25 protein-coding genes, 1 pseudogene and 1 riboswitch are annotated in these 24,979 nt (G+C 71.1%); of the genes and pseudogenes, 22 read left to right on the top strand and 4 right to left on the bottom strand.

Translation table 11 applies throughout. The annotated features are described in order from the left end of the window. Positions 1–5: 5 nt before the first annotated feature. The 12 genes from lepB (ACIP89_RS30000) to ACIP89_RS29945 all read left to right on the top strand — a co-directional run bounded on the left by lepB (ACIP89_RS30000) (position 6) and on the right by ACIP89_RS29945 (position 10,496). On the top strand, positions 6–776 hold the full coding sequence (lepB, locus tag ACIP89_RS30000; RefSeq protein WP_401932414.1) for a signal peptidase I: 771 nt from the start codon (positions 6–8) through the stop codon (positions 774–776). After that, positions 769–1,830, top strand: a complete 1,062-nt coding sequence (gene lepB / locus ACIP89_RS29995) for a signal peptidase I (protein ID WP_401932160.1) — start codon at positions 769–771, stop codon at positions 1,828–1,830. The genes lepB (ACIP89_RS30000) and lepB (ACIP89_RS29995) overlap by 8 nt, the downstream gene beginning before the upstream one ends. Further along, positions 1,739–2,632, top strand: coding sequence for a signal peptidase I (gene lepB / locus ACIP89_RS29990; protein WP_402117696.1), 894 nt, complete (start codon positions 1,739–1,741; stop codon positions 2,630–2,632). Before lepB (ACIP89_RS29995) ends, lepB (ACIP89_RS29990) begins: the two co-directional genes overlap by 92 nt. A gap of 99 nt (positions 2,633–2,731) precedes the next feature. Then, on the top strand, positions 2,732–3,637 hold the full coding sequence (gene lepB, locus ACIP89_RS29985; protein ID WP_401932500.1) for a signal peptidase I: 906 nt from the start codon (positions 2,732–2,734) through the stop codon (positions 3,635–3,637). A gap of 49 nt (positions 3,638–3,686) precedes the next feature. Beyond that, positions 3,687–4,436: a signal peptidase I gene (gene lepB, locus ACIP89_RS29980; RefSeq protein WP_401932162.1), complete on the top strand. Its 750-nt coding sequence runs from the start codon at positions 3,687–3,689 to the stop codon at positions 4,434–4,436. Beyond that, on the top strand, positions 4,426–4,914 hold the full coding sequence (locus ACIP89_RS29975; RefSeq protein WP_401932164.1) for an NUDIX hydrolase: 489 nt from the start codon (positions 4,426–4,428) through the stop codon (positions 4,912–4,914). The genes lepB (ACIP89_RS29980) and ACIP89_RS29975 overlap by 11 nt, the downstream gene beginning before the upstream one ends. Positions 4,915–4,975: 61 nt before the next feature. Then, positions 4,976–5,284: a DUF2469 domain-containing protein gene (locus tag ACIP89_RS29970; RefSeq protein WP_003965949.1), complete on the top strand. Its 309-nt coding sequence runs from the start codon at positions 4,976–4,978 to the stop codon at positions 5,282–5,284. Between the two features lie 84 nt (positions 5,285–5,368). After that, entirely contained in the window at positions 5,369–5,728 is a 360-nt protein-coding gene (locus tag ACIP89_RS29965; protein ID WP_401932167.1) for a YraN family protein, read from the top strand. Further along, positions 5,728–7,353 carry a YifB family Mg chelatase-like AAA ATPase gene (locus ACIP89_RS29960; RefSeq protein WP_402117650.1) on the top strand — a complete coding sequence of 542 codons (1,626 nt, stop codon included), beginning with the start codon at positions 5,728–5,730 and terminating at the stop codon, positions 7,351–7,353. Before ACIP89_RS29965 ends, ACIP89_RS29960 begins: the two co-directional genes overlap by 1 nt. Then, the gene (gene dprA / locus ACIP89_RS29955; RefSeq protein ID WP_402117649.1) at positions 7,350–8,663 is read left to right on the top strand and encodes a DNA-processing protein DprA; all 1,314 of its coding nucleotides are present in this window, start codon (positions 7,350–7,352) and stop codon (positions 8,661–8,663) included. Before ACIP89_RS29960 ends, dprA begins: the two co-directional genes overlap by 4 nt. Positions 8,664–8,962: 299 nt before the next feature. Then, positions 8,963–9,799 (top strand): RNA polymerase sigma factor WhiG, encoded by an 837-nt coding sequence (gene whiG / locus ACIP89_RS29950; protein ID WP_073739112.1) that lies wholly within the window; start codon positions 8,963–8,965, stop codon positions 9,797–9,799. Positions 9,800–9,917: 118 nt separating this feature from the next. Next, a complete protein-coding gene (locus ACIP89_RS29945) occupies positions 9,918–10,496 on the top strand; it encodes a TetR/AcrR family transcriptional regulator (RefSeq protein ID WP_401932131.1) in 579 nt (192 codons plus the stop codon). Here ACIP89_RS29945 and ACIP89_RS29940 read toward each other — a convergent pair. Then, positions 10,402–11,272 (bottom strand): annotated as a pseudogene (locus tag ACIP89_RS29940) (murein hydrolase activator EnvC family protein). The gene ACIP89_RS29945 and the pseudogene ACIP89_RS29940 sit on opposite strands and share 95 nt — an antisense overlap. Before the next feature lie 276 nt (positions 11,273–11,548). Here ACIP89_RS29940 and rpsB point away from each other — a divergent pair. The 5 genes from rpsB (at position 11,549) to ACIP89_RS29915 (ending at position 16,169) form a co-directional block, all read left to right on the top strand. Next, positions 11,549–12,487, top strand: a complete 939-nt coding sequence (rpsB, locus tag ACIP89_RS29935; RefSeq protein ID WP_401932064.1) for a 30S ribosomal protein S2 — start codon at positions 11,549–11,551, stop codon at positions 12,485–12,487. Positions 12,488–12,588: 101 nt separating this feature from the next. After that, positions 12,589–13,425 (top strand): translation elongation factor Ts, encoded by an 837-nt coding sequence (gene tsf, locus ACIP89_RS29930; RefSeq protein WP_401932062.1) that lies wholly within the window; start codon positions 12,589–12,591, stop codon positions 13,423–13,425. Between the two features lie 158 nt (positions 13,426–13,583). Further along, positions 13,584–14,360, top strand: coding sequence for a UMP kinase (pyrH, locus tag ACIP89_RS29925; RefSeq protein WP_401932059.1), 777 nt, complete (start codon positions 13,584–13,586; stop codon positions 14,358–14,360). Positions 14,361–14,526: 166 nt separating this feature from the next. After that, on the top strand, positions 14,527–15,084 hold the full coding sequence (frr, locus tag ACIP89_RS29920) for a ribosome recycling factor (protein ID WP_024488459.1): 558 nt from the start codon (positions 14,527–14,529) through the stop codon (positions 15,082–15,084). Continuing rightward, positions 15,084–16,169 carry a phosphatidate cytidylyltransferase gene (locus ACIP89_RS29915; protein ID WP_401932056.1) on the top strand — a complete coding sequence of 362 codons (1,086 nt, stop codon included), beginning with the start codon at positions 15,084–15,086 and terminating at the stop codon, positions 16,167–16,169. Before frr ends, ACIP89_RS29915 begins: the two co-directional genes overlap by 1 nt. Positions 16,170–16,241: 72 nt before the next feature. On the opposite strand, the gene ACIP89_RS29910 is transcribed toward ACIP89_RS29915, so the two are convergent. Continuing rightward, entirely contained in the window at positions 16,242–16,769 is a 528-nt protein-coding gene (locus tag ACIP89_RS29910; RefSeq protein ID WP_401932054.1) for a hypothetical protein, read from the bottom strand. 157 nt (positions 16,770–16,926) lie between these two features. On the opposite strand from ACIP89_RS29910, the gene ACIP89_RS29905 reads away from it, so the two are divergent. The 5 genes from ACIP89_RS29905 (at position 16,927) to ACIP89_RS29885 (ending at position 22,994) form a co-directional block, all read left to right on the top strand. After that, entirely contained in the window at positions 16,927–17,589 is a 663-nt protein-coding gene (locus ACIP89_RS29905) for a histone deacetylase (RefSeq protein WP_402117648.1), read from the top strand. Between the two features lie 70 nt (positions 17,590–17,659). Next, positions 17,660–18,766: a 23S rRNA (adenine(2503)-C(2))-methyltransferase RlmN gene (rlmN, locus tag ACIP89_RS29900; protein WP_123523265.1), complete on the top strand. Its 1,107-nt coding sequence runs from the start codon at positions 17,660–17,662 to the stop codon at positions 18,764–18,766. Positions 18,767–18,952: 186 nt separating this feature from the next. Beyond that, positions 18,953–19,069: riboswitch (TPP riboswitch) on the top strand. A gap of 82 nt (positions 19,070–19,151) precedes the next feature. Further along, a complete protein-coding gene (locus ACIP89_RS29895) occupies positions 19,152–20,255 on the top strand; it encodes a thiamine ABC transporter substrate binding subunit (protein WP_402117647.1) in 1,104 nt (367 codons plus the stop codon). Between the two features lie 86 nt (positions 20,256–20,341). Next, positions 20,342–21,955, top strand: a complete 1,614-nt coding sequence (locus tag ACIP89_RS29890) for an ABC transporter permease (protein WP_401932016.1) — start codon at positions 20,342–20,344, stop codon at positions 21,953–21,955. A gap of 13 nt (positions 21,956–21,968) precedes the next feature. Then, a complete protein-coding gene (locus ACIP89_RS29885; protein ID WP_402117646.1) occupies positions 21,969–22,994 on the top strand; it encodes an ABC transporter ATP-binding protein in 1,026 nt (341 codons plus the stop codon). Between the two features lie 11 nt (positions 22,995–23,005). Here ACIP89_RS29885 and ACIP89_RS29880 read toward each other — a convergent pair whose 3' ends face one another. Further along, positions 23,006–23,698 carry a response regulator gene (locus tag ACIP89_RS29880; protein WP_402117645.1) on the bottom strand — a complete coding sequence of 231 codons (693 nt, stop codon included), beginning with the start codon at positions 23,696–23,698 and terminating at the stop codon, positions 23,006–23,008. Beyond that, the gene (locus tag ACIP89_RS29875) at positions 23,692–24,912 is read right to left on the bottom strand and encodes a sensor histidine kinase (protein ID WP_401932187.1); all 1,221 of its coding nucleotides are present in this window, start codon (positions 24,910–24,912) and stop codon (positions 23,692–23,694) included. The genes ACIP89_RS29880 and ACIP89_RS29875 overlap by 7 nt, the downstream gene beginning before the upstream one ends. Between the last annotated feature and the right edge of the window lie 67 nt (positions 24,913–24,979).

Raw genomic sequence — 24,979 nt, 5'->3', positions numbered from 1 at the left:
CCCCGATGGACACGGAAGCAAGAACCACGGAGCGCGACCGCTCCTCCGCAGCCCCCACGGGGCCGGAGGAGGGGTCGCGCTTTTCGCGTATCCCGCACCGTTTCGCCGCCTCGATGTCATGGCGGCGCACGGTCGCGCTCGGTGCTGTCTGCTCGGTCTTCGTCCTGCTCTTCAGCATCTTCGTGGTGCAGCCCTTCCTGATCCCCAGCGGCTCGATGGAGGCGACGCTGCGGGTCGGGGACCGGGTGCTGGTCAACAAACTGGCGTACCGCTTCGGCTCCGAGCCCCGGCGGGGGGATGTGGTGGTCTTCGACGGCACCGGCTCCTTCATGCAGGAGGCGCCGCCGGAGAACCCCGTCACCGGGCTGCTGCACGGGGCCGCGGCTTCCCTGGGGCTCGCGGAGCCCGCCGAGACCGACTTCGTGAAACGGGTGGTGGGCGTGGGGGGCGACCGGGTGGTCTGCTGCGACAAGGGGGGCAGGATCCAGGTGAACGGCCGGCCGCTGGACGAGGGCTACCTGTTCGCGGGCGACGCGCCCTCGCGGGCCCCGTTCGACATCGTCGTGCCGGACGGCACGCTCTGGATGATGGGCGATCACCGCAGCCGTTCCCGGGACTCCCGCGACCACCTGGGCGAACCGGGAGGCGGCATGGTGCCCGTCGGCAAGGTGATCGGCAGGGTGGACTGGATCGGCTGGCCGCTGGGACGGGTGGCCTCGCTCCCGGGCACCGCGGCCTTCGACGGCGTACCCGCGCCGGGGGCGAAGCATGGGTAACCGGGGGCGGCGGCAGAACGCCGCCGGTCCCGGGGCGCGGCCGTCGGCGGGCGGCGGCACGGCGCCCCGCCCGTTGCCCACCCGGGCGGAGCGGCGCAGGCTCGCCCGCAAGGTGAAACGGAAGCGGCGCAGATCGGCCGTCCAGGAGGTTCCCCTGCTCATCACCGTCGCGGTGGTGATCGCGCTGGTCCTCAAGACGTTCCTGGTGCAGGCCTTCGTGATTCCGTCGGGCTCGATGGAACAGACCATCCGGATCGGTGACCGGGTCCTCGTGGACAAGCTCACCCCGTGGTTCGGATCCCGCCCGCAGCGTGGCGATGTGGTGGTGTTCAAGAACCCCTCGGACTGGCCGCCGCCGAATCCGGTGACGGCGAAGGAGTCGCCCGTCGTCATCAAGCAGGTGAAGGAGGCGCTGACCTTCATCGGGCTGCTGCCCTCGGACGACGAACAGGACCTGATCAAACGAGTGGTCGCCGTCGGCGGCGACACGGTGAGGTGCTGTGACGCGGACGGCCGCCTCATGGTCAACGGCCAGGCGGTCGACGAGCCCTATCTGTTTCCCGGCAATCCCCCTTCCACGATCAAATTCGAGGTAAAGGTTCCAGCCGGACGAATCTTCGTGATGGGTGACCATCGCTCCAATTCCGCCGATTCACGTTTCCACCTGGACAAGACGGCCGACGGCACGGTTTCCGAAGATGCCGTAGTGGGACGGGCCGTGGTGATCGGCTGGCCCGTCGGGCACTGGACGACGCTTGAGCAACGTTCCGCGTTCTCCTCGGTCCCGGACCCGCGCGCCGGGACGGCGGCTGCCCCGGGACCGTCGAATAGTGTGTCCCAGGATCCCAACGGAATGATCCGGCTCCCGACCCCTGCGGAACTCCCGCTCGTTATGGGAGTGGTTGGCCTGCACCGGCTAGGGCGCAGGCGGTGGCATGGAATAAGGAGCAGATGTGGGGGATTTGGCGGTGGGCGCACGATCCGGACACGACGAACCCGAGGACCGGCCGGACATTCCCGGGAACACCGAGCCGGCCGGGACGACGGAGGGTGACGGCGATGCCCCGGGCGGTGGCAGTGGCAGTACGGCCAGGAAGAAGCCGCGCTCCTTCTGGAAGGAGCTGCCGCTCCTCATCGGTGTCGCGCTGGTTCTGGCGCTGCTGATCAAGACGTTTCTGGTGCAGGCGTTCTCGATTCCGTCGGATTCGATGCAGAACACCCTTCAGCGGGGTGACCGGGTGCTGGTCGACAAGCTCACTCCGTGGTTCGGCTCCGAGCCGGAGCGCGGTGAGGTCGTCGTCTTCCACGATCCGGGCGGCTGGCTGGAGAACACCCCGACGGCCGATCCGAACGCGGTGCAGAAGTTCCTGAGCTTCATCGGGCTGATGCCGTCCGCCGAGGAGAAGGACCTGATCAAACGGGTCATCGCGGTCGGCGGTGACACGGTGGAGTGCAAGAACAACGGTCCGGTCATGGTCAACGGCAAGGCGCTGGACGACAAGTCGTTCATCTTCAAGGGGAACACCGCCTGCAACGACGAGCCGTTCGGCCCGGTCAAGGTCCCCAAGGGCCGTATCTGGGTGATGGGCGACCACCGCCAGAACTCCCTCGACTCCCGCTACCACCAGGAGCTGCCGGGCGGCGGCACCGTCTCCAACGACGAGGTCGTGGGCCGGGCCATCGTGGTGGCGTGGCCGGTCAACCGCTGGGCGACCCTGCCCGTCCCGAAGACCTTCGACCAGCCGGGGATCAACGCCGCGGCCGCGCTGGCTCCCGGCGCGCTGGGCTTCGCCGGCGCACTGCCCCTCGTGCTCTGGCGCAGGCGGAACAGGGCCGCGGCGGCGCGGCAGAAGTAGCCCCGGGAACCCCCGCTCGTTGTCCAGGGGGGTGGGTTTGTGATCGGCGGGCCCGGGTGGGCCGTCGTTGGCGCAGAGTGAGGAATGAATGTGAGCGACGTGGCAGACGGAGCGCGATCCGGACACGGGCAGTCCACGGAGAGGACCGAGCAGCCCGCCGACGCTGCCCTCGATCCCGTGGAAGGGACACCGGGTCCGGCCGCGCCGGAGGCCGCGCGCATCCCGGAACAAGGCGGCAGGCGGGCGAAGAAGCCCCGCCCCCTCTGGAAGGAGCTGCCGCTCCTCATCGGTGTCGCGCTGGTTCTGGCGCTGCTGATCAAGACGTTTCTGGTGCAGGCGTTCTCGATTCCGTCGGATTCGATGCAGAACACCCTTCAGCAGGGTGACCGGGTGCTGGTCGACAAGCTCACTCCGTGGTTCGGCTCCGAGCCGGAGCGCGGTGAGGTCGTCGTCTTCCACGACCCGAGCGGCTGGCTGGACGGCGAGCCGACACCCGAGTCGAACGCGGTGCAGACCTTCCTGAGCTTCATCGGCCTGATGCCCTCCTCGCAGGAGAAGGACCTGATCAAGCGGACGATCGCGGTCGGCGGCGACACCGTGTCCTGCAAGAGGGGCGGCCCGGTCGTCGTCAACGGCAAGCCGCTCGACGAGCCGTACATCTTCCCCGGCGGCACCCCCTGCGACGACATGCCCTTCGGCCCGTTCAAGGTGCCCGACGGCAAGATCTGGGTGATGGGCGACCACCGGCAGGACTCCTCGGACTCGCGGTATCACACCAACGACGTGAACAAGGGCTTCGTGCCGGTGGACGACGTCGTGGGCCGGGCCTTCCTGGTGGCGTGGCCGGTCAACCGCTGGGCGACCCTGCCGGTCCCGGACACCTTCGACCAGCAGGGGATCAACACCGCGGCCGCGCTGGCTCCCGGCGCGCTCGGCCTCGCCGGTGCCCTGCCGCTCGTGATCCGGCGCAGGCGGAAACTGACCGCTGGGCGTACCGCCGGGTAGGGTGCCGACTCGGATCAGCGATTGTCGATCTCCGATGGGGGACGCTGGGATGAGTGGAACAGGACGTACGGATGACGGCCGCGGCCGGCTCGGCAGCAAGCTGTCGGGGCTGGCGGTGGCCGTCGGCTGTGTGCTCTTCCTCGGCGGGTTCGCCTGGGCGGCCGTGGTGTACCGGCCGTACACGGTGCCGACCGAGTCGATGACCCCCACGGTGAACGCGGGCGACCGGGTCCTCGCGCAACGGGTGGACGGCAGCGAGGTGCGCCGGGGCGATGTCGTGGTCTTCACCGATCCGGCGTGGGGCGATATGCCGATGGTGAAGCGGGTCGTCGGCGTCGGCGGCGACAAGGTCGCCTGCTGCGAGAAGAACGGCCGGCTGACGATCAACGGCACACCCGTCGCGGAACCGTATCTGCGCTCCGACGACCCCGCCTCCGCGAACGGCTTCACGGCCCAGGTGCCCAAGGGGCAGCTCTTCCTCCTGGGCGACGACCGCCGGGTCTCGCTGGACTCCCGGGTCCACCTGGAGGACGGCGGACAGGGCTCGGTGCCCCGCAGCGCCGTGACGGCCCGGGTGGACGCCGTGGCCTGGCCGCTGGGCAGCATGGTGGAGCGGCCCAGCGCCTTCGCCGCCCTGCCCGGCGGGGTGTCCTCCGCGGGGCCGGTCAAGCTTCAGCTCGCAGCGGTGATCGCGGGCATGCTGCTCATCCTGGGCGGGTCCGTGTACGGGCCGCTCGCAGCCCGGTCCGGCCGGTCGAAGCGGAACAAGCAGGGCAAGGCGGCCGCCGGTGTCCGCTGAGAAGCGCAAGGTCTCCCGCCTGGTTCTGCTCGATCCGGACGACCGCGTTCTGCTGATGCACGGCTTCGAACCGGAGGACCCCGCGAGCACCTGGTGGTTCACCCCCGGCGGCGGGCTGGAGGGCGACGAGACCCGCGAGCAGGCAGCGCTGCGCGAACTGGCGGAGGAGACCGGGATCAGGGATGCCGAACTGGGCCCGCTCCTCTGGAAGCGGATGTGTTCCTTTCCGTTCGACGGCCGCCGCTGGGAGCAGGACGAGTGGTACTTCCTCGCCCGTACGGCACAGACCCTGACGGACACCAGTGGGCAGACCGGGCTGGAACGGCGCAGCGTCGCGGGCCTGAGGTGGTGGACCTCCGCCGAACTGTCGGCGACGCGTGAGACGGTGTACCCGACCAGACTCGCCGGGCTGCTGCACACGCTGCTCGACGAGGGTCCCCCGCGTACGCCGTTGGTTCTGGCTCCCGAAATCGCCTGAGCGTCCGGGCGCCCGGCCTGGCGCACAATGGGGGCACGCACGGCTGAAGGGGAACATGCCAATGAGCGCCGAGGACCTCGAGAAGTACGAGACCGAGATGGAGCTGAAGCTCTACCGGGAGTACCGCGATGTCGTCGGTCTGTTCAAATATGTGATCGAGACCGAACGGCGCTTCTACCTCACCAATGACTACGAGATGCAGGTGCACTCGGTCCAGGGCGAGGTGTTTTTCGAGGTGTCCATGGCGGATGCCTGGGTCTGGGACATGTACAGGCCGGCCCGGTTCGTCAAGCAGGTCCGGGTCCTGACGTTCAAGGACGTCAACATCGAGGAGCTCAACAAGAGCGATCTCGAACTTCCGGGTGGCTGAGTTCTCCACATCCGCCCGCTTGTCCACCAAGATCCACTAGCTGCGGGCGGACGCGTCAGAGTCGGTGCCGGAGGTGGTGCCGATATGAACGCACGGGGGGCACTCGGGCGGTACGGCGAGGATCTGGCGGCGCGGCTGCTGACCGAAGCCGGCATGGCCGTGCTGGAACGGAACTGGCGCTGTCGCACCGGCGAGATCGACATCGTCGCGCTGGACGGCGACGCGCTCGTCATCTGTGAGGTGAAGACGCGCAGGGCGGGCGGGTTCGAGCACCCGATGGCCGCCGTGACACCGGTCAAGGCGGACCGGCTGCGCCGGCTCGCCGAGCTCTGGCTGGACCGGCACGGCGGCCCGCCGCCCGGGGGCGTGCGGATCGACCTGGTCGGCGTGGTGCTGCCCAGGCGCGGTGCGCCGCGGGCCGAGCACGCGCGGGGGGTGGCCTGATGGCGTTCGCGCGTGCCTGCTCGGTCGCCCTGGTCGGCGTCGAGGGCGTGGTGGTGGAGGTCCAGGCGGACCTGGAGGCCGGGGTGGCGGCGTTCACCCTGGTGGGACTGCCCGACAAGAGCCTGGTGGAGAGCCGCGACCGGGTGCGGGCGGCGGTCGCCAACTCCGGCGCGGAGTGGCCGCAGAAGAAGCTCACGGTGGGCCTGTCCCCGGCGTCGGTGCCCAAGGGCGGCTCGGGCTTCGATCTCGCCGTGGCGTGTGCGGTGCTCGGCGCGGCCGAAAGGATCGACCCCGCGTCGATCGCGGATGTCGTGATGATCGGTGAGCTGGGGCTCGACGGCCGGGTGCGGCCGGTACGCGGGGTACTGCCCGCCGTGCTGGCCGCCGCGGAGGCCGGCTACCGGCAGGTGGTCGTCCCCGAGCAGACGGCGGGCGAGGCGGCGCTGGTACCCGGGGTCTCCGTGCTCGGGGTGCGGAGCCTGCGGCAGCTGATCGCCGTGCTCTGCGACGAACCGGTGCCCGAGGAACAGCGGCCGCACGACCTGGGGCGCCCCGACACCATGCTGGCCGGTCTGATGGTGCCCGGTGCCGGTACGGGCACCGGCATCGCCCGTGGCTCGGCACAGGGCGAGGGAAACCGGCCGGACCTGGCGGACGTCGCGGGCCAGGAGCGGCCGCGCAAGGCCCTGGAGGTCGCGGCGGCGGGCGGTCACCACCTCCTGCTGTCCGGACCGCCGGGCGCGGGCAAGACCATGCTCGCCGAACGGCTGCCCGCGATCCTGCCGGCCCTGACCAGGCAGGAATCCCTTGAGGTCACCGCGGTCCACTCGGTGGCGGGCATCCTGCCGCCGGGCGAACCCCTGGTCTCCCGGGCGCCCTACTGCGCGCCGCACCATTCGGCGACCATGCAGTCACTGGTCGGCGGGGGCAACGGGCTGCCCCGGCCGGGCGCGGTGTCGCTGGCCCACCACGGCATCCTCTTCCTGGACGAGGCGCCGGAGTTCTCGGTACGGGCCCTGGACGCGCTGCGCCAGCCGCTGGAGTCGGGGCACGTGGTGGTGGCGCGCAGCGCGGGGGTGGTACGGCTGCCCGCCCGCTTCCTGATGGTGCTGGCCGCCAACCCCTGCCCGTGCGGGCGGCACACCCTGAGCGGGGCAGGCTGCGAATGCCCGCCCGCCGCGGTCCGGCGCTATCAGGCCCGGCTCTCCGGTCCGCTGCTCGACCGGGTGGATCTGCGGGTGGCCGTCGACCCGGTCAGGCGCGCGGACCTGATGGGGCAGGGCGGTCGCGGCGAGTCCACGGCGACGGTCGCCGCCCGGGTGCGGGAGGCGCGGGCGCGGGCCGCGGAGCGGCTGGCCGGCACCCCCTGGACCACCAACAGCGAGGTGCCCGGCCACGAGCTGAGGACCCGTCTGGCGGCGGCGCCCGGGGCGCTTCTGGCCGCCGAGCGGGACATGGAACGGGGCATGCTCACCGCACGCGGCCTGGACCGGGTCCTGCGGGTGGCGTGGACCCTCGCGGATCTGCGGGGCGCCGGCCGGCCGGACGCCTCGGACATCGCGGTGGCGCTGGAGCTGCGCACCGGCATTCCGCGCGGGGCTCCGATGACGGCGGGGACGGCATGACGGGGCACCAGGCCGGGCCGGGCCGCCGGCCGTCGGGCGCCGCGACCGGCCCGCCGGCCGAGGTGCCACCGCCGGGACCGGGGGACGGGGAGCGGCCGGCGTGGACATCGGGTGGACCGGGGGACGGGGAACGGCCGGGGTGGTCTTCGGGTGGGGCGGGGGACGGGGAGCGGCTGGCGCGGGTCGCTTTGACGCGAGTCCTGGAGCCTGGGGACGAACGGGGCGGCCGCTGGCTGCGGGAGTGCGGCGCCGGGGAACTGCTGCGGCGGATCACGGCCCGGGACGGATCGGCCGAGCGGCTCAGCGGGATGACGGCGCGGCGGCTGGCCGGCTACCGGCTGCGGGCGGAGGCGGCGGACCCCGCCCGGGACCTGGCGGCGGTGGCCGCGGTCGGCGGGCGCTTCGTCTGTCCGGGCGACCGGGAGTGGCCGAGCCAGCTGGACGACCTCGGGGACACCCGGCCGATCGGGCTCTGGGTGCGGGGGAGGCCCGATCTGCGGCTCTGGGCGCTGCGTTCGGTGGCGGTGGTCGGCGCCCGCGCCTGCACCCCGTACGGGGCGCACATGGCGACGACCCTCGGCGCCGGTCTCGCGGAGCGGGGGTGGGTGGTGGTCTCCGGCGCGGCGTTCGGGGTCGACGGGGCCGCTCACCGGGGTGCTCTCGCCGCGGGTGGGGCGACGGCGGCGGTGCTGGCCTGCGGGGTGGACGTCGCGTACCCCCGCGGGCACGCCGAACTGATCGGGCGCGTCGCCGAGCAGGGGCTCGTCATGGGTGAGCTGGCGCCGGCCGAACACCCCACGCGCAGCCGGTTCATCCTTCGGAACAGGGTGATCGCCGCGTTGACGAGGGGAACCGTCGTGGTCGAGGCCGAATACCGCAGCGGTTCCCTGGTCACGGCGCGTTGTGCCCAGCGGCTCGGCCGCTTCACCATGGGCGTCCCCGGGCCCGCCACCAGCAGTCTGTCGGCAGGCGTCCATGAACTCCTGCGGGGTGAGGGGGTGCTGGTGACGGATGCCTCCGAAATCGTCGAACTGGTCGGTGACATGGGGGAACTCGCCCCACCCAGACGCGGTGCGGTGCTGCCCAGAGACCTGCTGGACACCGGCTGCGCCAGGGTTCTCGACGCGCTCCCGGCCCGCACCGCCGCCGGGGTACGCGAGGTGGCCCGTACCGCCGGGACGAGCGCCGACGAGGCACTCGCCAAGCTGTACGAACTGCACTCACTGGGGTTCGTCGAACGTCATGGCGAGGGATGGCGGTTGACGCGGCAGCCGACTTGCAATGACGACGCGCGGCGAGGCGGTACTTGACCTGGAGCATTCGGGTGAAAAGGTGATGCCGATGACCTCGGCGGATCGTTCGGCAACGCCTCCGGGGCCGGCGCGCGACGTGTCGGCCCCGGTCGCCAGTCATGTCCTCCGGGTGCGCGGCCGTCTCCGTGACCGGGTCCGGTCCCGCGTCCGGTGCCGTGTCCGTTCCCCCGGAAGTGCGCGGCTCCGATTCCATATCCTGCGCGCACCGCGACACTTCAGTCACGCTACGCTCACAAGGATTCCGCCCCAGACGCACATTCCCCAGCACTTCACTGCAGAACGGCTCAAGGCACCACATGCCCCAGCACACCTCCGGGTCTGACCGCGCGGCAGTACCACCGGCTGCGCGTGGCACTGTGCGCCCTCCCGCTCCCTCCTCCCTCGACGAGTTGTGGCGCTCGTACAAGACCACGGGCGACGAGAGGTTGCGGGAGCAGCTGATCCTGCACTACTCGCCGCTGGTGAAGTACGTGGCCGGCCGGGTGAGTGTGGGCCTTCCGTCCAACGTCGAGCAGGCGGACTTCGTCTCCTCGGGGGTCTTCGGGCTGATCGACGCGATCGAGAAGTTCGACATCGAGCGGGCGATCAAGTTCGAGACGTACGCGATCACCCGCATCCGCGGCGCGATGATCGACGAACTCCGGGCGCTGGACTGGATCCCCCGCTCCGTGCGCCAGAAGGCCCGTGCGGTGGAACGCGCCTACGCCACGCTGGAGGCGCGGCTGCGGCGGACCCCGTCCGAGGCGGAGGTCGCCGCGGAGATGGAGATCGGGCTGGAGGAACTGCACGCGGTTTTCAGCCAGTTGTCGCTGGCGAACGTGGTCGCGCTGGAGGAGCTGCTCCATGTGGGCGGGGAGGGCGGCGACCGGCTGAGCCTGATGGACACGCTGGAGGACACCGCCGCCGACAATCCGGTGGAAGTGGCCGAGGGCCGTGAGCTCCGGCGGTTGCTCGCCCGCGCCATCAACACCCTCCCGGACCGGGAGAAGACCGTGGTCACGCTCTACTACTACGAGGGCCTCACCCTGGCCGAGATCGGCAACGTCCTCGGGGTGACCGAGAGCCGGGTCAGCCAGATCCACACGAAGTCCGTATTGCAGCTGCGCGCGAAACTGGCCGACGCCGGACGCTGAGACCGCCTCCGGCGGCGCCCGGCGCTGTCCACCCGGGCCGGCCGATCGGGACCGCCCGCCCCCTCACGGGCAGCGGCCGCCGTAGAGTGGAGCCGTGCCCAGGATTCGAGCGGCCTCCGTGGCCGAGCACCGGACCATGCAGCGCGGCGCCCTCCTGGACGCAGCGCGTTCCCTGCTGTCCGAGGGAGGCACGGAGGCGTTGACCTTCCCCGCCCTCGCCGAGCGCACGGGCCTCGCCCGGTCCTCCGTCTACGAGTACTTCCGTTCCCGCGCCGCCGTCGTCGAGGAGCTCTGCGCCGTCGACTTCCCCGTCTGGGCGGCCGAGGTGGAGAACGCCATGGAACAGGCGGATACGCCCGAGGGGAAGATCGAGGCGTACGTACGACGGCAGCTCGATCTCGTGGGGGACCGGCGCCACCGCGCCGTCGTCGCCATCTCCGCGAGCGAGCTGGACGCGGGCGCCCGGGAGAAGATCCGCGCCGCCCACGGCGGGCTGATCGCCATGATCGTCGAGGCGCTCGGCGACCTCGGCCACGAGCAGCCCCGGCTGGCGGCGATGCTGCTCCAGGGCTCCGTGGACGCGGCGGTGCGGCGTATCGAACTCAGTGTGGCGGAGGAGCCCGCCGTGATCGCGGACACCGCCGTCGCCATGATCCTCCGCGGCGTCCGGGGCGCCCCCGGCGAGCAGGTCTCCTGACTCCGGTGCCTCACCACGGCCCCGTACAGGGGCGCGGTCGCGGCACCCCCGCCGTCCGCCGCCACCGGCTCCCCGCCCGGAGGCGGCCCGGGTCCGGGTTCGGGCACACCGGCCACCGGCAGCAGCCGGGACGGCCCTCGCCGCAGCAGCGCGGGCGGCAGCAGCGACAGCGGGTCCAGATACACCGCCGCGCGGCGCAGCCCCCAGTGCAGGCAGCCGGACGCGCAGTGGAACGGCCCCGTGGCCATCACCGCCACCACCTGCCCCGCGGTGACCTCGTCCCCCTTCGCGACCAGCGGGCGCACCGGCTCGTACGTGGTCCGCAGCGGCGGACCGCCCGTCCCCGCCAGCTCGATCGCCAGCACCCCCCGTCCCGCGACGCCGCCCGCGAACGAGACCCGGCCGGAAGCGGCCGCGAGCACCTGCGTACCCGGTCCGGCGCCGAGGTCCACCCCGCGGTGCCCCGGCCCGTAGTCCGAGGCGGGCGGCTCCCATCCCCGTACGACCACGGGCCGCCCGGCCAGCGGCCAGACCCGTCCTCCGACGGGCGGCGGATCAACCGTGGCAGAGGCGGACGGCGGCGCCGTCACGGGCGGGGGCGGCCGGTCCGCGGCGGCCGCCGTCCCGCCCCACCACCCCGCTGCGAGAAGCACCGCGGCGGCCGCCGACGAGACCGCCCGCGCCAGGCGCCCAGGCCCGCCGCCCCGCCTACCGCACGGTGCGTGGCGGCCCCCGGACCGGAGCCGGGATCCGTCCTGGTCAGATGTGTTTCGCATGGCACAACCGTCCCCCGGCGGCCCGGTCCGCGGGGATCATGGACCGGATCTGTGGAGTACCGGCCGGTTGTGGACAGCGCCGTCACCCGGCACTCAGCGGGTCCCGTACACTTCTTGTGGCGATCCGGGTCACCGGGTCGACTTCGCACGCCCCGCCATCTCCCTCTCAACGGAGGTGGCCGCGCTCCTCGGTCCCTCGTGGCACGGCGCGTCGGGGCGTCAGGCGCGACAGCAATCCTGCGGTCGCGATAACCGAGTACCTCAAGGAGTACGGCCATGGCCGTCGTCACGATGCGGGAGCTGCTGGAAAGCGGCGTCCACTTCGGTCACCAGACCCGTCGCTGGAACCCGAAGATGAAGCGCTTCATCTTCACCGAGCGCAACGGCATCTACATCATCGACCTGCTCCAGTCGCTGTCGTACATCGACCGCGCCTACGAGTTCGTCAAGGAGACCGTCGCCCACGGCGGCTCCATCATGTTCGTGGGTACGAAGAAGCAGGCCCAGGAGGCCATCGCCGAGCAGGCGACGCGCGTCGGCATGCCGTACGTCAACCAGCGTTGGCTCGGTGGCATGCTCACCAACTTCTCCACCGTCTACAAGCGCCTTCAGCGTCTGAAGGAGCTTGAGCTCATCGACTTCGAGGACGTGGCCGCCTCCGGCCTCACCAAGAAGGAGCTCCTGGTCCTCTCCCGCGAGAAGGCCAAGCTGGAGAAGACCCTCGGTGGTATCCGCGAGATGCAGAAGGTGCCGAGCGCCGTCTGGATCGTCGACACCAAGAAGGAGCACATCGCCGTCGGTGAGGCGCGCAAGCTCCACATCCCGGTCGTCGCGATCCTGGACACCAACTGCGACCCCGACGAGGTCGACTACAAGATTCCGGGCAACGACGACGCGATCCGCTCCGTCACCCTGCTCACCCGCGTGATCGCCGACGCCGTAGCCGAGGGCCTCATCGCCCGCTCCGGCGCTGCGACCGGCGACTCGAAGCCGGGCGAGAAGGCCGCCGGCGAGCCGCTCGCCGAGTGGGAGCGTGACCTGCTCGAGGGCGACAAGAAGGCCGACGCCGAGGTCCAGACCTCCGCCGAGACCGAGAAGGTCGCGGACGCCGAGGCCGCTGACGCCCCGGCCGCCGCCGAGGCGCCCGCCACCGAGACGCCGGCCGTCGAGGCCCCCGCCGCCGAGGCTCCGGCCGCGGACGGCGAGCAGGCCTGACACCCGTCACGGCTGACGACGGCGGGGGCCGGTGCCGCACAGGCACCGCCCCCGCCGTTCACCCGTAGATCTTTCAGACTTCGAGAGAGAAATTCAGACTCATGGCGAACTACACCGCCGCTGACGTCAAGAAGCTCCGTGAGCTCACCGGCGCCGGCATGATGGACTGCAAGAAGGCGCTCGACGAGGCCGACGGCAGTGTCGAAGGCGCCGTCGAGGCCCTTCGTATCAAGGGCCAGAAGGGCGTCGCCAAGCGCGAGGGCCGTTCTGCCGAGAACGGCGCCGTCGTCTCCCTCATCTCCGAGGACAACACCTCCGGCGTCCTGCTTGAGCTGAAGTGCGAGACGGACTTCGTCGCCAAGGGCGAGAAGTTCCAGGCCGTCGCCAACGCGCTGGCCGCGCACGTCGCCGCCACCTCCCCGGCCGACCTGGCCGTGCTGCTCGCCTCCGAGATCGAGGCCGGCAAGACGGTTCAGGCGTACGTCGACGAGGCCAACGCCAACCTCGGTGAGAAGATCGTCCTGGACCGCTTCGAGCAGTTCAACGGCGCCTACGTCTCCGTGTACATGCACCGCACCATGCCCGACCTGCCGCCGCAGATCGGTGTCCTGGTCGAGCTGGACAAGGCCGACGCAGAGCTGGCGAAGGGCCTTGCCCAGCACATCGCCGCCTTCGCGCCGAAGTACCTCTCCCGCGAGGACGTCCCGGCCGAGGTCGTCGAGACCGAGCGTCGTGTCGCCGAGGAGACCACACGCGCCGAGGGCAAGCCCGAGGCCGCGCTCCCGAAGATCGTCGAGGGTCGCGTCAACGGCTTCTTCAAGGAGGCCACCCTCCTCGGCCAGCCGTACGCGCTGGACAACAAGAAGTCCGTCCAGAAGGTCCTGGACGAGGCCGGTGTCACCCTGAAGCGCTTCTCGCGCATCAAGGTCGGCATCTGAGTCCGTCCGCGAAAAACGGTGGACCCCGATAGGGTCTGGTGCAGTCGACGGCCGCACACCGCCGTACGACCGCAGATCTGACGAGGAGGCCATTGCCGCTGAGGGACATCGGACCCACCGGCAATGGCCTTCTTCGTATGTGCACGAGGAGAATCTCCATGAACAAGGGCGCGGACGCCGCAAAAGGTGACCACAGGCGCGACGACGGCAAGGTGCCCGGACGCTTCATGCTGAAGCTGTCCGGAGAGGCGTTCGCCGGTGGCGGGGGTCTCGGTGTCGACCCCGATGTCGTACACGCCATCGCACGCGAGATCGCGGCGGTCGTCCGGGACGGCGCGGAAATCGCGATCGTCATCGGCGGCGGCAACTTCTTCCGCGGCGCCGAGCTCCAGCAGCGCGGTATGGACCGGGCCCGGTCCGACTACATGGGCATGCTCGGCACGGTCATGAACTGCCTGGCGCTCCAGGACTTCCTGGAGAAGGAGGGCATCGACTCCCGCGTCCAGACCGCCATCACCATGGGCCAGGTCGCGGAGCCGTACATCCCGCTGCGCGCCGTACGGCACCTGGAGAAGGGCCGCGTCGTCATCTTCGGCGCCGGTATGGGCATGCCGTACTTCTCCACCGACACCACCGCGGCCCAGCGCGCCCTGGAGATCGACGCCGAGGCGCTGCTGATGGGCAAGAACGGTGTGGACGGGGTCTACGACTCCGACCCGAAGACCAACCCCGGAGCGGTGAAGTTCGACGCGCTGGAGTACGGCGAGGTGCTCGCCCGCGACCTCAAGGTCGCCGACGCCACCGCCATCACGCTCTGCCGTGACAACCAGCTGCCGATCCTCGTCTTCGAGCTGACGGCGGCGGGCAATATCGCCCGAGCCGTCAAGGGTGAGAAGATCGGCTCGCTCGTGAGCGACCGGAGCACCCGGGCCTGAGAACCGGGGGACCGGACCGGGGAGACCCGGTGGTTCCCGGGGCCCGAGCAGGGGCCCGAAGGATGGACAACGGCCTGCCGGTCGGACACCGTGCAGGTGAGGACGCGACGCAGGACCCGCCGGGCCCGAGCACGCCGGGCCCACTCAAGACACGCAGGAGCACGTGGTGATCGAAGAAACCCTCCTTGAGGCCGAGGAGAAGATGGAGAAGGCCGTCGTGGTCGCGAAAGAGGACTTCGCCGCGATCCGTACCGGCCGTGCGCACCCGGCGATGTTCAACAAGATCGTCGCCGACTACTACGGCGCGCTGACCCCGATCAACCAGCTGGCCTCTTTCTCGGTGCCCGAGCCCCGGATGGCCGTCGTGACGCCCTTCGACAAGACGGCGCTGCGCAACATCGAGCAGGCCATCCGCGACTCCGACCTCGGCGTCAACCCGAGCAACGACGGCAATATCATCCGGGTGAACTTCCCCGACCTCACCGAAGAGCGCCGTCGCGACTACATCAAGGTCGCGAAGACCAAGGCCGAGGACTCCAAGATCTCGATCCGCGCGGTCCGCCGCAAGGCCAAGGAGACCCTGGACAAGCTGGTCAAGGACAAGGAGTCCGGCGAGGACGAGGTCCGCCGCGCCGAGAAGGAGCTCGACGACACCACCGCGAAGTACGTCGCGCAGGTGGACGAGCTGCTGAAGCACAAGGAAGCCGAGCTGCTCGAAGTCTGATGAACGACTCTTCCTGGGGCGTCCCGCGGGACGCCGGCCACGGGGCCGCTCCCGAGATGCGGTCCGCTCCGGCGGGTCCTGCATACGATGTGCATAACGCCCAGCAGACTCGGCCCATGCCCATCGTGCCGGACGTTCCCGACGCAGGTAGAGACGCTGACGACCGTGATGACCGGGACCAGGGGGCCGCACGCCTGAGCGGCGGCCCCCTGTTCCGCGACGAGAAGCCGCAGGAGCCCATGTCCACCGCGCCGCCACCTCCGCAGAAGAAACGTGCGGGCCGTGATCTCGGGTCCGCCATAGGGGTCGGCGTGGGGCTGGGCGCGGTCGTCGTCGCCTCGCTCTTCATCGTCAAGGCCGTCTTCGTCGGCGTGATCGTGGTCGCCGTCGTCGTCGGCCTCTGGGAGCTCACCTCCCGGCTGGAGGAGCGCAAGGGCATCAAGGCGCCGCTCGTACCCCTCGCGGTCGGCGGCGCGGCCATGGTCGTGGCCGGTTACGCGCGAGGTGCCGAGGGCGCCTGGGCCGCGATGGCCCTGACCGCTCTGGCGGTGCTCGTCTGGCGGATGACCGAACCGCCGGAGGGCTACCTCAAGGACGTCACGGCCGGCGTCTTCGCCGCGTTCTACGTACCGTTCCTGGCCACCTTCGTCGCCTTGCTCCTGACGGCGGACGACGGGCCGATGCGGGTGCTGACCTTCCTGCTGCTGACCGTGGTCAGCGACACCGGCGCGTACGCCGTCGGCTGGCGGTTCGGCAAGCACAAGCTCGCACCCCGGATCAGCCCCGGAAAGACCCGCGAGGGCCTCTTCGGAGCCGTGAGCTTCGCGATGGTGGCCGGTGCGCTGTGCATGCAGTTCCTGATCGACGACGGCTCCTGGTGGCAGGGGCTGCTGCTCGGGCTCGCGGTCGCCGCCAGCGCCACCCTCGGTGACCTGGGCGAGTCCATGATCAAGCGGGACCTCGGGATCAAGGACATGGGCACGCTGCTCCCCGGGCACGGCGGCATCATGGACCGGCTGGACTCCCTGCTGCCGACCGCGCCGGTGGTCTGGCTGCTGATGGTCCTCTTCGTCGGCTCCGGCTGAGCGTCCGTACGCGTCACCACGGGTGAGGGCCCACCGTCCACGGACGGTGGGCCCTCACCCGTGTCGGTGACGTCAGCCGCGTTCCCGCAGGGCCGAGCGCATGTGCTGATAGAGCTCCATCGCCCGCTTGCGCATCCACACGATCCAGCAGCAGAAGGCGATCACGCCCACGGCGAAGACCACCGGAAAGGCCGGCGAGCCGGTGGTGAACCCGAGGACCAGCATGCCCACCGCGATCAGACCCATGAATCCCAGCCAGTAGGGCTGCCACCGGCTGCCCCGCTCCATCTTCCCGAGCTGGTCCTCGACCAGCCGGCGCATGACCGCCCGCTCCTCGGGGTCCTTGGGCACCTCGCGGTGCCGGATCCTGCGGTTGAGGTCGACGACCGTGCCGGGCCGCGCGCCGGTTGCAAGGCTGGTCCTGCGGCGCTGGTACGCCAGGATGCCGACGATCACGGCGGTGTAGACCAGACTCTGGACCGCCCATAAGGCCGGATGACCGTCTCTGCGGAACACGGCTCCGAGCCCCAGTCCCAGTACGAAGAGCACCAGGGCCTGCGCGGCCAGGCTGTGGCTGAACCAGTGCTTCACGGTGTGCACGGCTGATACCTCCTGCTGGGTCGGCGGGCTTGCTCCTGTCACTGCGGGTACCCCGTCCGGCCCGGTTCAGGGGTGCTCCGGCGGTCCCGGCGCGTGTCTGCGACGCTGGAGAGCGGAAGACGCTGGCGGAACGCAAGCAGAGCGGGGAAGGGGCGTCATGGCCGGCGCGCATTCGATCGAGCCCGGAGCCGTGGAGGAGTCCGCGCCGCAGCGTGTCTGGTACACCTCTTACGGCTCGAACGCGCATCTCGACCGGCTCGCCTCCTACATCGAGGGCGGCCGGCCGCCCGGCGCGGGCCGTGCGCATCCGGGATGCAGGGACCGCCGCATGCCCGGCCGGTCCGTTCCCGTGGAACTGACGGGCGCCCTGTACTTCGCCACGGAGTCGCCCGTCTGGGGCGGCGGACGAGCCTTCTACGACCCGGAACAGGAGGGGCGGGTCCTCGCCCGCGCCCACCTTGTCTCGGCGTCACAGTTCGCGGACATCGCCGCTCAGGAGATGTACAGGAGCCCCGGTGAAGATCTTGATCTCGGTCCGGTGCTCAGGTCAGGTGTCGCGCGGCTGGGAGACGGGCGGTACGAGACGCTGGTGTGTGCCGGACAGCTGGACGGACTGCCCGTCCTCACGTTCACGGCCCCCTGGCGGGCCGGCGAAGTGAACCCGGTGCCTCCTTCCCGGGCATACGCGCGCCTCCTCGCCGCCGGCCTGCTCGACGCGGGTGCCTGGGACGTGGACACCGTGGCGGCCTACGTCGCCTCGTCGCGCGGAGCCGCCGGCCACTGGTCGGAACAGGCGATCCGGGCCCTGGTCACCGAGTGACCCGTACCTCAAGCAGGCCGGACCGCGATGACCGATCGCACCCCGGCGTGTCTGCGACACTGGAAGAACCATGCCTAAGCCCGGAGAACTCACTTTCGTCGCGCCCCGCGGAGCCAAGAAGCCGCCGCGGCACCTCGCCGACCTCACGCCCGCCGAGCGCAAGGAAGCCGTCGCCGCGACCGGCGAGAAGCCCTTCCGCGCGCAGCAGCTCTCGCAGCACTACTTCGCGCGGTATGCGCACGACCCCTCGGAGTGGACCAACATTCCGGCCGGGTCGCGGGACAAGCTCGCGGAGGCGTTGTTCCCCGAGCTGATGTCCGTGGTCCGCCACATCAGCTGCGACGACGACACCACCCGCAAGACCCTGTGGAAGCTGCATGACGGGACGCTGGTCGAGTCCGTCCTGATGCGCTACCCCGAGCGCGTCACGATGTGCATCTCCTCGCAGGCGGGCTGCGGGATGAACTGCCCGTTCTGCGCCACCGGGCAGGCCGGTCTCGACCGCAACCTCTCCACGGCGGAGATCGTCCACCAGATCGTGGACGGCATGCGGGCGCTGCGTGACGGCGAGGTCCCCGGAGGCCCCGCGCGGCTCTCCAACATCGTCTTCATGGGCATGGGCGAGCCGCTCGCCAACTACAACCGGGTGGTCGGCTCCATCCGCCGGCTGACCGACCCCGAGCCCGACGGGCTGGGGCTGTCGCAGCGCGGGATCACCGTCTCGACCGTCGGTCTGGTGCCCGCGATGCTGCGTTTCGCGGACGAGGGCTTCAAGTGCCGTCTCGCCGTCTCGCTGCACGCCCCGGACGACGAGCTGCGCGACACCCTCGTCCCCGTGAACACCCGGTGGAAGGTGCGCGAGGTGCTGGACGCGGCCTGGGAGTACGCGGAGAAGTCCGGTCGCCGCATCTCCATCGAGTACGCGCTGATCCGTGACATCAACGACCAGGCCTGGCGGGGCGACCGGCTCGGCCGGCTCCTCAAGGGCAAGCGGGTACACGTCAACCTGATCCCGCTGAACCCGACACCGGGCTCGAAGTGGACCGCCTCGCGGCCGGAGGACGAGAAGGCGTTCGTCGAGGCCATCGCCGCCCACGGGGTGCCGGTGACCGTGCGGGACACCCGGGGCCAGGAGATCGACGGGGCCTGCGGGCAGCTCGCGGCGTCCGAGCGCTAGGGTCTGCCGTCAAACTTACGTCGTCGCCCGAAGGGCGGCCGCGCGGCGTCAGACGGCAGTGTGACGACAGCCCCTGGGGCGCCCCGGCCATGATCCGCCGGACAGACCCTGGGGTGCGTCGCCCGGACTCCGGGGCAGGCTCTGCGGCCGGAACCAGCCGTGTAGCCTGGGCGTGAAATCAACTTCATATTCCGACAGGGGAGCGCCACAGCGCTGAGAGTGCGGCACCGAGGACAGGTTGGCCGCAGACCCTCTGAACCTCGCCCGGGTCATTCCGGGTAGGAAGTTCGGACCTTACTCAAGCTGTTGCGCCCTGCCCGCTTCCGGTTCGCCACCGGCGCGGGCGGGGCCGCGTCTCTTCCTGGTCACCCCCAGGAGGAATCACATGAGCACCACCAAGAAGGTCGCGGTGACGGCCGTCGCCGCCGCGATCGGCGCGACCGCGCTCGCCGGCTGCGGCAGCTCGGACGACGCGTCGTCCGGCTCGTCCGGCACCAAGGGCACCGGCTCCAAGACCGTCACGCTCGTCAGCCACGACTCCTTCAACGCCTCCAAGGGTGTGCTGAAGGAGTTCACCCGGGAGACCGGCTACACCGTCAAGGTCCTGAAGAGCGGTGACGCGGGCGCCGCCCTCAACCAGGAGATCCTGACCAAGGGCTCACCGCGCGGTGACGTGTTCTTCGGCGTCGACAACACCCTGCTCTCGCGCGCCCTCGACAACGGCCTCTTCACGCCGTACGCCGCCAAGGGCCTCGGCCGGGTCGCGTCCGACGTCCAGCTGGACGCGGGAAAGCACCGGGTCACGCCGGTCGACACCGGCGACATCTGCGTCAACTACGACAAGAAGTACTTCGCCGACAAGAAGCTCGCTCCGCCGAAGACCTTCGACGACCTGGCGAAGCCCGCGTACAAGAACCTCCTCGTCACCGAGAACGCCGCGACCTCCTCGCCCGGCCTCGGCTTCCTCCTCGGCAGCATCGCCACCTACGGCGAGGACGGCTACCAGGACTACTGGAAGAAGCTGAAGAGCAACGGCGTCAAGGTCGTCGACGGCTGGGAGCAGGCGTACAACGAGGAGTTCTCCGGCTCCGCGGGCGGCAAGAAGGCCAAGGCCGACCGGCCGCTCGTGGTCAGTTACGCCTCCAGCCCGCCCGTCGAGGTGCTGTACGCGGACCCGCGGCCCAAGACCGCTCCGACCGGGGTCGCCACCGGGACGTGCTTCCGGCAGATCGAGTTCGCCGGCCTGCTCGACGGCGCGAAGAACGAGGCGGGCGGCAAGGCCCTGCTGGACTTCATGATCGGGAAGAAGTTCCAGGAGGACATGCCGCTCAACATGTTCGTCAGCCCGGTCACCAAGGGCGCGAAGGTGCCGGAACTCTTCACCAGGTTCGGGGCCACCCCGGACAAGCCCGCGACCGTCGCCCCGGACGCGATCGCCAAGAACCGTGAGCAGTGGGTCCAGTCATGGTCCTCGCTGGTAGTGAAGTAGCGAAGCCTCCCGTACGCGGACCGGGCGCGGGCGGGAAGGCCGCACGTTCCCGGTCGCGGCGCGGGAGCGCGGTCCGGCTCGGCCTGATGGCCGTGCCCGTCGCCTTCTTCGCGGTGTTCTTCGCCTACCCCGTCGTCGCGATCGTGGGACGCGGGCTCAAGGACGGCGGGGCGTGGCAGTTCGGACGGATCGGCGAGGTGCTGAGCCGGTCCGACATCCAGGACGTCCTCTGGTTCACGCTCTGGCAGGCGCTCGCCTCGACCGCGCTGACCCTGCTGATCGCGCTGCCGGGTGCCTATGTGTTCGCCCGGTTCGACTTTCCGGGCAAGCAGGTGCTGAGGGCCGTCGTCACGGTGCCGTTCGTCCTGCCGACCGTCGTCGTGGGCACCGCCTTCCTCGCCCTGCTGGGGCGCGGCGGCTTCCTCGACGATCTGTGGGGGGTCCGGCTCGACACCACGGTGTGGGCGATCCTGCTGGCCCATGTCTTCTTCAACTACGCGGTCGTCGTGCGCACCGTCGGCGGGCTGTGGTCACAGCTCGACCCGCGGCAGGAGGAGGCCGCCCGGGTGCTCGGCGCCGGACGGTTCGCCGCCTGGCGACGGGTGACGCTCCCGGCGCTCGCCCCCGCCGTGGCGGCGGCCGCGCTGATGGTCTTCCTCTTCACCTTCACCTCCTTCGGCGTCGTCCAGATCCTCGGCGGCCCCGGATTCTCCACGCTGGAGGTGGAGATCTACCGCCAGACCGCGCAGCTGCTCGCCCTGCCGACGGCCGCCGTGCTGACGCTCGTGCAGTTCGCGGCGGTCGGCGCGATCCTCGCCGTGCACGCCTGGACCGTGCGGCGCCGGGAGAGCGCGCTGAAGCTCGTCGACCCGGCGCAGACCGCGCGCAGACCACGAGGGGCGGGTCAGTGGGCGCTGCTCGCGGGCGTCCTGCTGACCGTGCTGGTACTGATCCTGCTGCCGCTCGCCATCCTGGTGGAGCGCTCACTCGACCTGCCCGGCGGCCACGGCCTCGGCTACTACCGGGCGTTGGCCTCGGCGGACGCGAACAGCGGCACGTTCCTGGTCGCGCCGCTCGAAGCGATCGGGAACTCGCTGCGGTACGCCCTGGTCGCGACCGCCATCGCGCTGGTCGTCGGCGGCCTGGCCGCGGCGGCCCTGACCAGGCGGGCCGGGCGGCTGGTCAGGGGCTTCGACGCGCTGCTGATGCTGCCCCTCGGGGTCTCCGCCGTCACCGTCGGCTTCGGCTTCCTGATCACCCTGGACAAGCCTCCGCTCGATCTGCGGACCTCCTGGATCCTGGTGCCGCTCGCCCAGGCGCTGGTCGGGGTGCCGTTCGTCGTACGGACCATGCTGCCGGTCCTGCGCGCGGTGGACGGGCGGCTGCGCGAGGCGGCCGCGGTGCTCGGTGCCTCGCCGCTGCGGGCCTGGCGCGAGGTGGATCTGCCGCTGGTGCGCCGGGCGCTGCTGGTGGCGGCGGGCTTCGCCTTCGCCGTGTCGCTCGGGGAGTTCGGCGCCACGGTGTTCATCGCGCGGCCCGACAACCCGACGCTCCCGGTCGCGGTGGCGCGGCTGCTGGGGCGGTCCGGGGATCTCAACTACGGCCAGGCGATGGCCCTCAGCACCATTCTGATGCTCGTGTGCGCGGTGTCGCTGCTGCTGCTCGAACGCATCCGCACCGACCGATCCGGCGAGTTCTAGGGATGCTGACACAATGCTGACTCTCGAATCGGCCACCGTGCGCTTCGGCGACCGGGTGGCGCTGGACGCGGTGGACCTGGAGGTCGCGGACCACGAGATCGTCTGTGTGCTCGGGCCGAGCGGCAGCGGGAAGTCGACGCTGCTGCGGGTGGTGGCCGGTCTCCAGCACCCGGACGGCGGCCGGGTCCTGCTCGACGGCGCGGACCAGACCGGGGTGCCGGTGCACCGGCGCGGACTCGGCCTGATGTTCCAGGACCACCAGCTCTTCCCGCACCGGGACGTCGGCGCCAACGTCGCCTTCGGGCTGCGGATGCGCGGCGTGGGCCGGGGCGAGCAGGAACGCAAGGTCGCCGAACTCCTCGACCTGGTGGGGCTGCCCGGCGCCGGGCGGCGGGCCATTGCCGCGCTCTCCGGCGGCGAGCAGCAGCGCGTCGCCCTGGCCCGCGCGCTCGCGCCCCGGCCCAGGCTGCTGATGCTGGACGAGCCGCTCGGCCAGCTCGACCGCAGCCTGCGCGAACGCCTCGTCGTCGAACTGCGCACGCTCTTCGCCCGCTTGGGCACGACCGTGCTCGCCGTCACCCACGACCAGGGCGAGGCCTTCGCGCTGGCCGACCGCGTCGTCGTGATGCGCGACGGACGCATCGCCCAGGTGGGCACTCCGCTGGAAGTCTGGCAGCACCCCGCGTCGGCCTTCGTCGCCCGCTTCCTGGGCTTCGACAACGTGGTGGAGGCGACGGTCACCGGCGAGGCGGCCGACACGGAGTGGGGCAAGGTGCCGGTGCCCGCCGGATCACCGCAGGGGGCCTGCGATCTGCTGGTGCGGCCGGCCGGCGTCCTGATCGGCGCCCCGGAGGACGGCCTGCGCTGCACCGTGGCCGCCCGCACCTTCCGCGGCAACCACGTCGCCGTCACGCTGCGCCCCGAGCACGGACCGGCCCTGGACGCCGAGTGTTCGCTGCGCGGCACACCGGAGGAGGGCGCGGTCGTCGGCGTCACCTTCGACGCGGCGGAGAGCGTCGTACTGCCCGCCGTGCTGTGACCGGCCGCGGCTCACCGGCCCGTCCCCGGCCGGGACCGGCCCGCGCCGTGTCCGGCCACGACCAGCCCCAGTTCGTACGCGAGAATCACCGCCTGCGCCCGGTCCCGCAGCTCCATCTTCGCGAACAGCCGGTTGATATGGGTCTTGACCGTGTGGGCGGTGATGGTGAGCCGGTCCGCGATGTCGGCGTTCGACAGACCCCGGGCGATCAGGACGAGCACCTCCACCTCCCGTGTGGTCAGACCCTCGACGGAGCGCGCGGGCGGAGCGGCGACCCGCTGGCGGGTGAACTCCGCGATCAGCCGGCCGGTGATGTCCGGGGAGAGCAGTGCCTGGCCTTCGGCCACCACCCTTACCGCGTGCAGCAGTTCGGGAAACGTCGCGTCCTTCAGCAGGAACCCGCTGGCCCCCGCCGTCAGCGCGTCGTACACGTACTCGTCGAGTCCGAACGTCGTCAGCATCAGCGCCCTGGTCGCACCGCCTGAGCCGGCGATGATCTCGCGCGCCGCCTCGATGCCGTTCAGCCCCGGCATCCGGATGTCGAGGAGCGCCAGATCGGGGCGGTGCTCGGCGGCCATCCGGACGGCCGCGGCCCCGTCCTCCGCCTCGCCCACCACCTCGATGTCCGGCTGGGTGGCGAGCAGTCCGGCGAACGCGGTCCGTACGACGGCCTGGTCGTCGGCCACCAGCACCCGGATCACCACGGCAGCTCCGCCTCGACGAGAAAACCGCCGCCCGGACCCCGGCCCGCGGTGAGCCTGCCGCCGAGCAGCGCGGCCCGCTCGTTCATCCCGACCAGCCCGTGGCCGGTGCCCTCGCCCAGCGGGCCGCGGGGCCCCGGACCGTCGTCACCGACCCGGACGGCCAGCAGACCGCTTTCGTAGACGAGCTCCACCACCGCCCGCGCCCCCGGAGCATGGCGGCGCACATTCGTCAGCGCCTCCTGCACGATGCGGAAGGCCGACAGCTCCCAGGACGGGGGCAGCTCCGGCTGCTCACCGCTGATCCGCAGCTCGGCCCTGCCCCCCACCGTCCGGTGCTGCTCCACCAGGTCCTCCAGCCCGGCCAGTGTCGGCTGCGGTGCCGTCGCCGTACCCGGCTCCCGGTCGGTGCGCAGCACCCCGAGCATCCGCCGCAGCTCGCTCATCGAGGCACGCGCCGTCCCCGCGATCTGCTGGAAGGCGTCCCTGGCCTGCGGGGACAGTCCGGGCGTGGTGTAGGTTGCGCCCTCCGCCTGCACAGCGATCATGGAGACGGAATGGGCGATCATGTCGTGCAACTCCCTGGCTATGGCTGCCCGTTCCGCCTCCGCAGCCTGCCGCCGCTCCATCACCAGCAGTCTGGACTGGGCTGCCGCTCGCTCCTTGCGGCTCTCCTCGCGTGCGCGCACCGCGTCGCCCATGCTCACGGCTCCCAGGATCAACACCGTCAGCGCCAGCGTCTCGGCGTACAGCCCGAGGCTGAACCGGTCGGTCCCCTGGATCATGGGCAGCCCAGGCGATCCGGCGCGGGCCCAGCGGTCGATGTGCACGAGGTTGACCGTGAGCGAGGCCAGCGCGCCGCCGACGACGAGCAGGGCCGGGTGCTGGACGCGATGCCGGCCCAGCGTGTAGCTGCCGATCAGGGTGCCGGCCACGGTCGCGTACGCCATGTTGCCGTCGGTCCCGAAGCTCAGCAGGGCCGCGCCGACGGTCAGGAAGCCGACCGCGGGCCGCGTGCCCCGCCACATCAGGGAGGCCGTACAGACCAGCACGCCGAACGTGGTGATCACCGAACCCGGAACGGCGATCAGCTCCCCCGTCGCGAACAGCGTCAGCGCGCCCCCGGTCAGCCATGGGTACGCGGGCGCCGCCGCCCACCGGCGCGCCCACAGGCGCAGCCGCTGGACCCGGGCGCGGGGTGTGATCGTGCTGTTCATACCCAGGATTGTTCGGCACCGGGGGCCGTCGGCGCATCGGAGCAGGGGTGGAATTCCCCGTCGCGTC

The sequence above is a fragment of the Streptomyces sp. NPDC088730 genome (assembly GCF_044751215.1).
GTDB lineage: Bacteria > Actinomycetota > Actinomycetes > Streptomycetales > Streptomycetaceae > Streptomyces.
Note: the sequence above shows the minus strand (reverse complement) of the source record. Positions and strands in the feature narration are given on the sequence as shown.

Bases quoted from the DNA above. Each gene is read 5' to 3' on its own strand.
- ACIP89_RS29960 (WP_402117650.1), top strand. From the start codon at position 5,728: ATGGCGTTCGCGCGTGCCTGCTCGGTCGCCCTGGTCGGCGTCGAGGGC.
- ACIP89_RS29890 (WP_401932016.1), top strand. From the start codon at position 20,342: ATGGCCGTGCCCGTCGCCTTCTTCGCGGTGTTCTTCGCCTACCCCGTC.
- pyrH (WP_401932059.1), top strand. From the start codon at position 13,584: ATGAACAAGGGCGCGGACGCCGCAAAAGGTGACCACAGGCGCGACGAC.
- lepB (WP_401932162.1), top strand. From the start codon at position 3,687: ATGAGTGGAACAGGACGTACGGATGACGGCCGCGGCCGGCTCGGCAGC.
- ACIP89_RS29970 (WP_003965949.1), top strand. From the start codon at position 4,976: ATGAGCGCCGAGGACCTCGAGAAGTACGAGACCGAGATGGAGCTGAAG.
- ACIP89_RS29915 (WP_401932056.1), top strand. From the start codon at position 15,084: ATGAACGACTCTTCCTGGGGCGTCCCGCGGGACGCCGGCCACGGGGCC.
- rpsB (WP_401932064.1), top strand. From the start codon at position 11,549: ATGGCCGTCGTCACGATGCGGGAGCTGCTGGAAAGCGGCGTCCACTTC.
- rlmN (WP_123523265.1), top strand. From the start codon at position 17,660: ATGCCTAAGCCCGGAGAACTCACTTTCGTCGCGCCCCGCGGAGCCAAG.
- tsf (WP_401932062.1), top strand. From the start codon at position 12,589: ATGGCGAACTACACCGCCGCTGACGTCAAGAAGCTCCGTGAGCTCACC.
- ACIP89_RS29905 (WP_402117648.1), top strand. From the start codon at position 16,927: ATGGCCGGCGCGCATTCGATCGAGCCCGGAGCCGTGGAGGAGTCCGCG.
- ACIP89_RS29875 (WP_401932187.1), bottom strand. From the start codon at position 24,912: ATGAACAGCACGATCACACCCCGCGCCCGGGTCCAGCGGCTGCGCCTG.
- ACIP89_RS29895 (WP_402117647.1), top strand. From the start codon at position 19,152: ATGAGCACCACCAAGAAGGTCGCGGTGACGGCCGTCGCCGCCGCGATC.
- ACIP89_RS29965 (WP_401932167.1), top strand. From the start codon at position 5,369: ATGAACGCACGGGGGGCACTCGGGCGGTACGGCGAGGATCTGGCGGCG.
- lepB (WP_401932414.1), top strand. From the start codon at position 6: ATGGACACGGAAGCAAGAACCACGGAGCGCGACCGCTCCTCCGCAGCC.
- lepB (WP_401932160.1), top strand. From the start codon at position 769: ATGGGTAACCGGGGGCGGCGGCAGAACGCCGCCGGTCCCGGGGCGCGG.
- ACIP89_RS29885 (WP_402117646.1), top strand. From the start codon at position 21,969: ATGCTGACTCTCGAATCGGCCACCGTGCGCTTCGGCGACCGGGTGGCG.
- dprA (WP_402117649.1), top strand. From the start codon at position 7,350: ATGACGGGGCACCAGGCCGGGCCGGGCCGCCGGCCGTCGGGCGCCGCG.
- whiG (WP_073739112.1), top strand. From the start codon at position 8,963: ATGCCCCAGCACACCTCCGGGTCTGACCGCGCGGCAGTACCACCGGCT.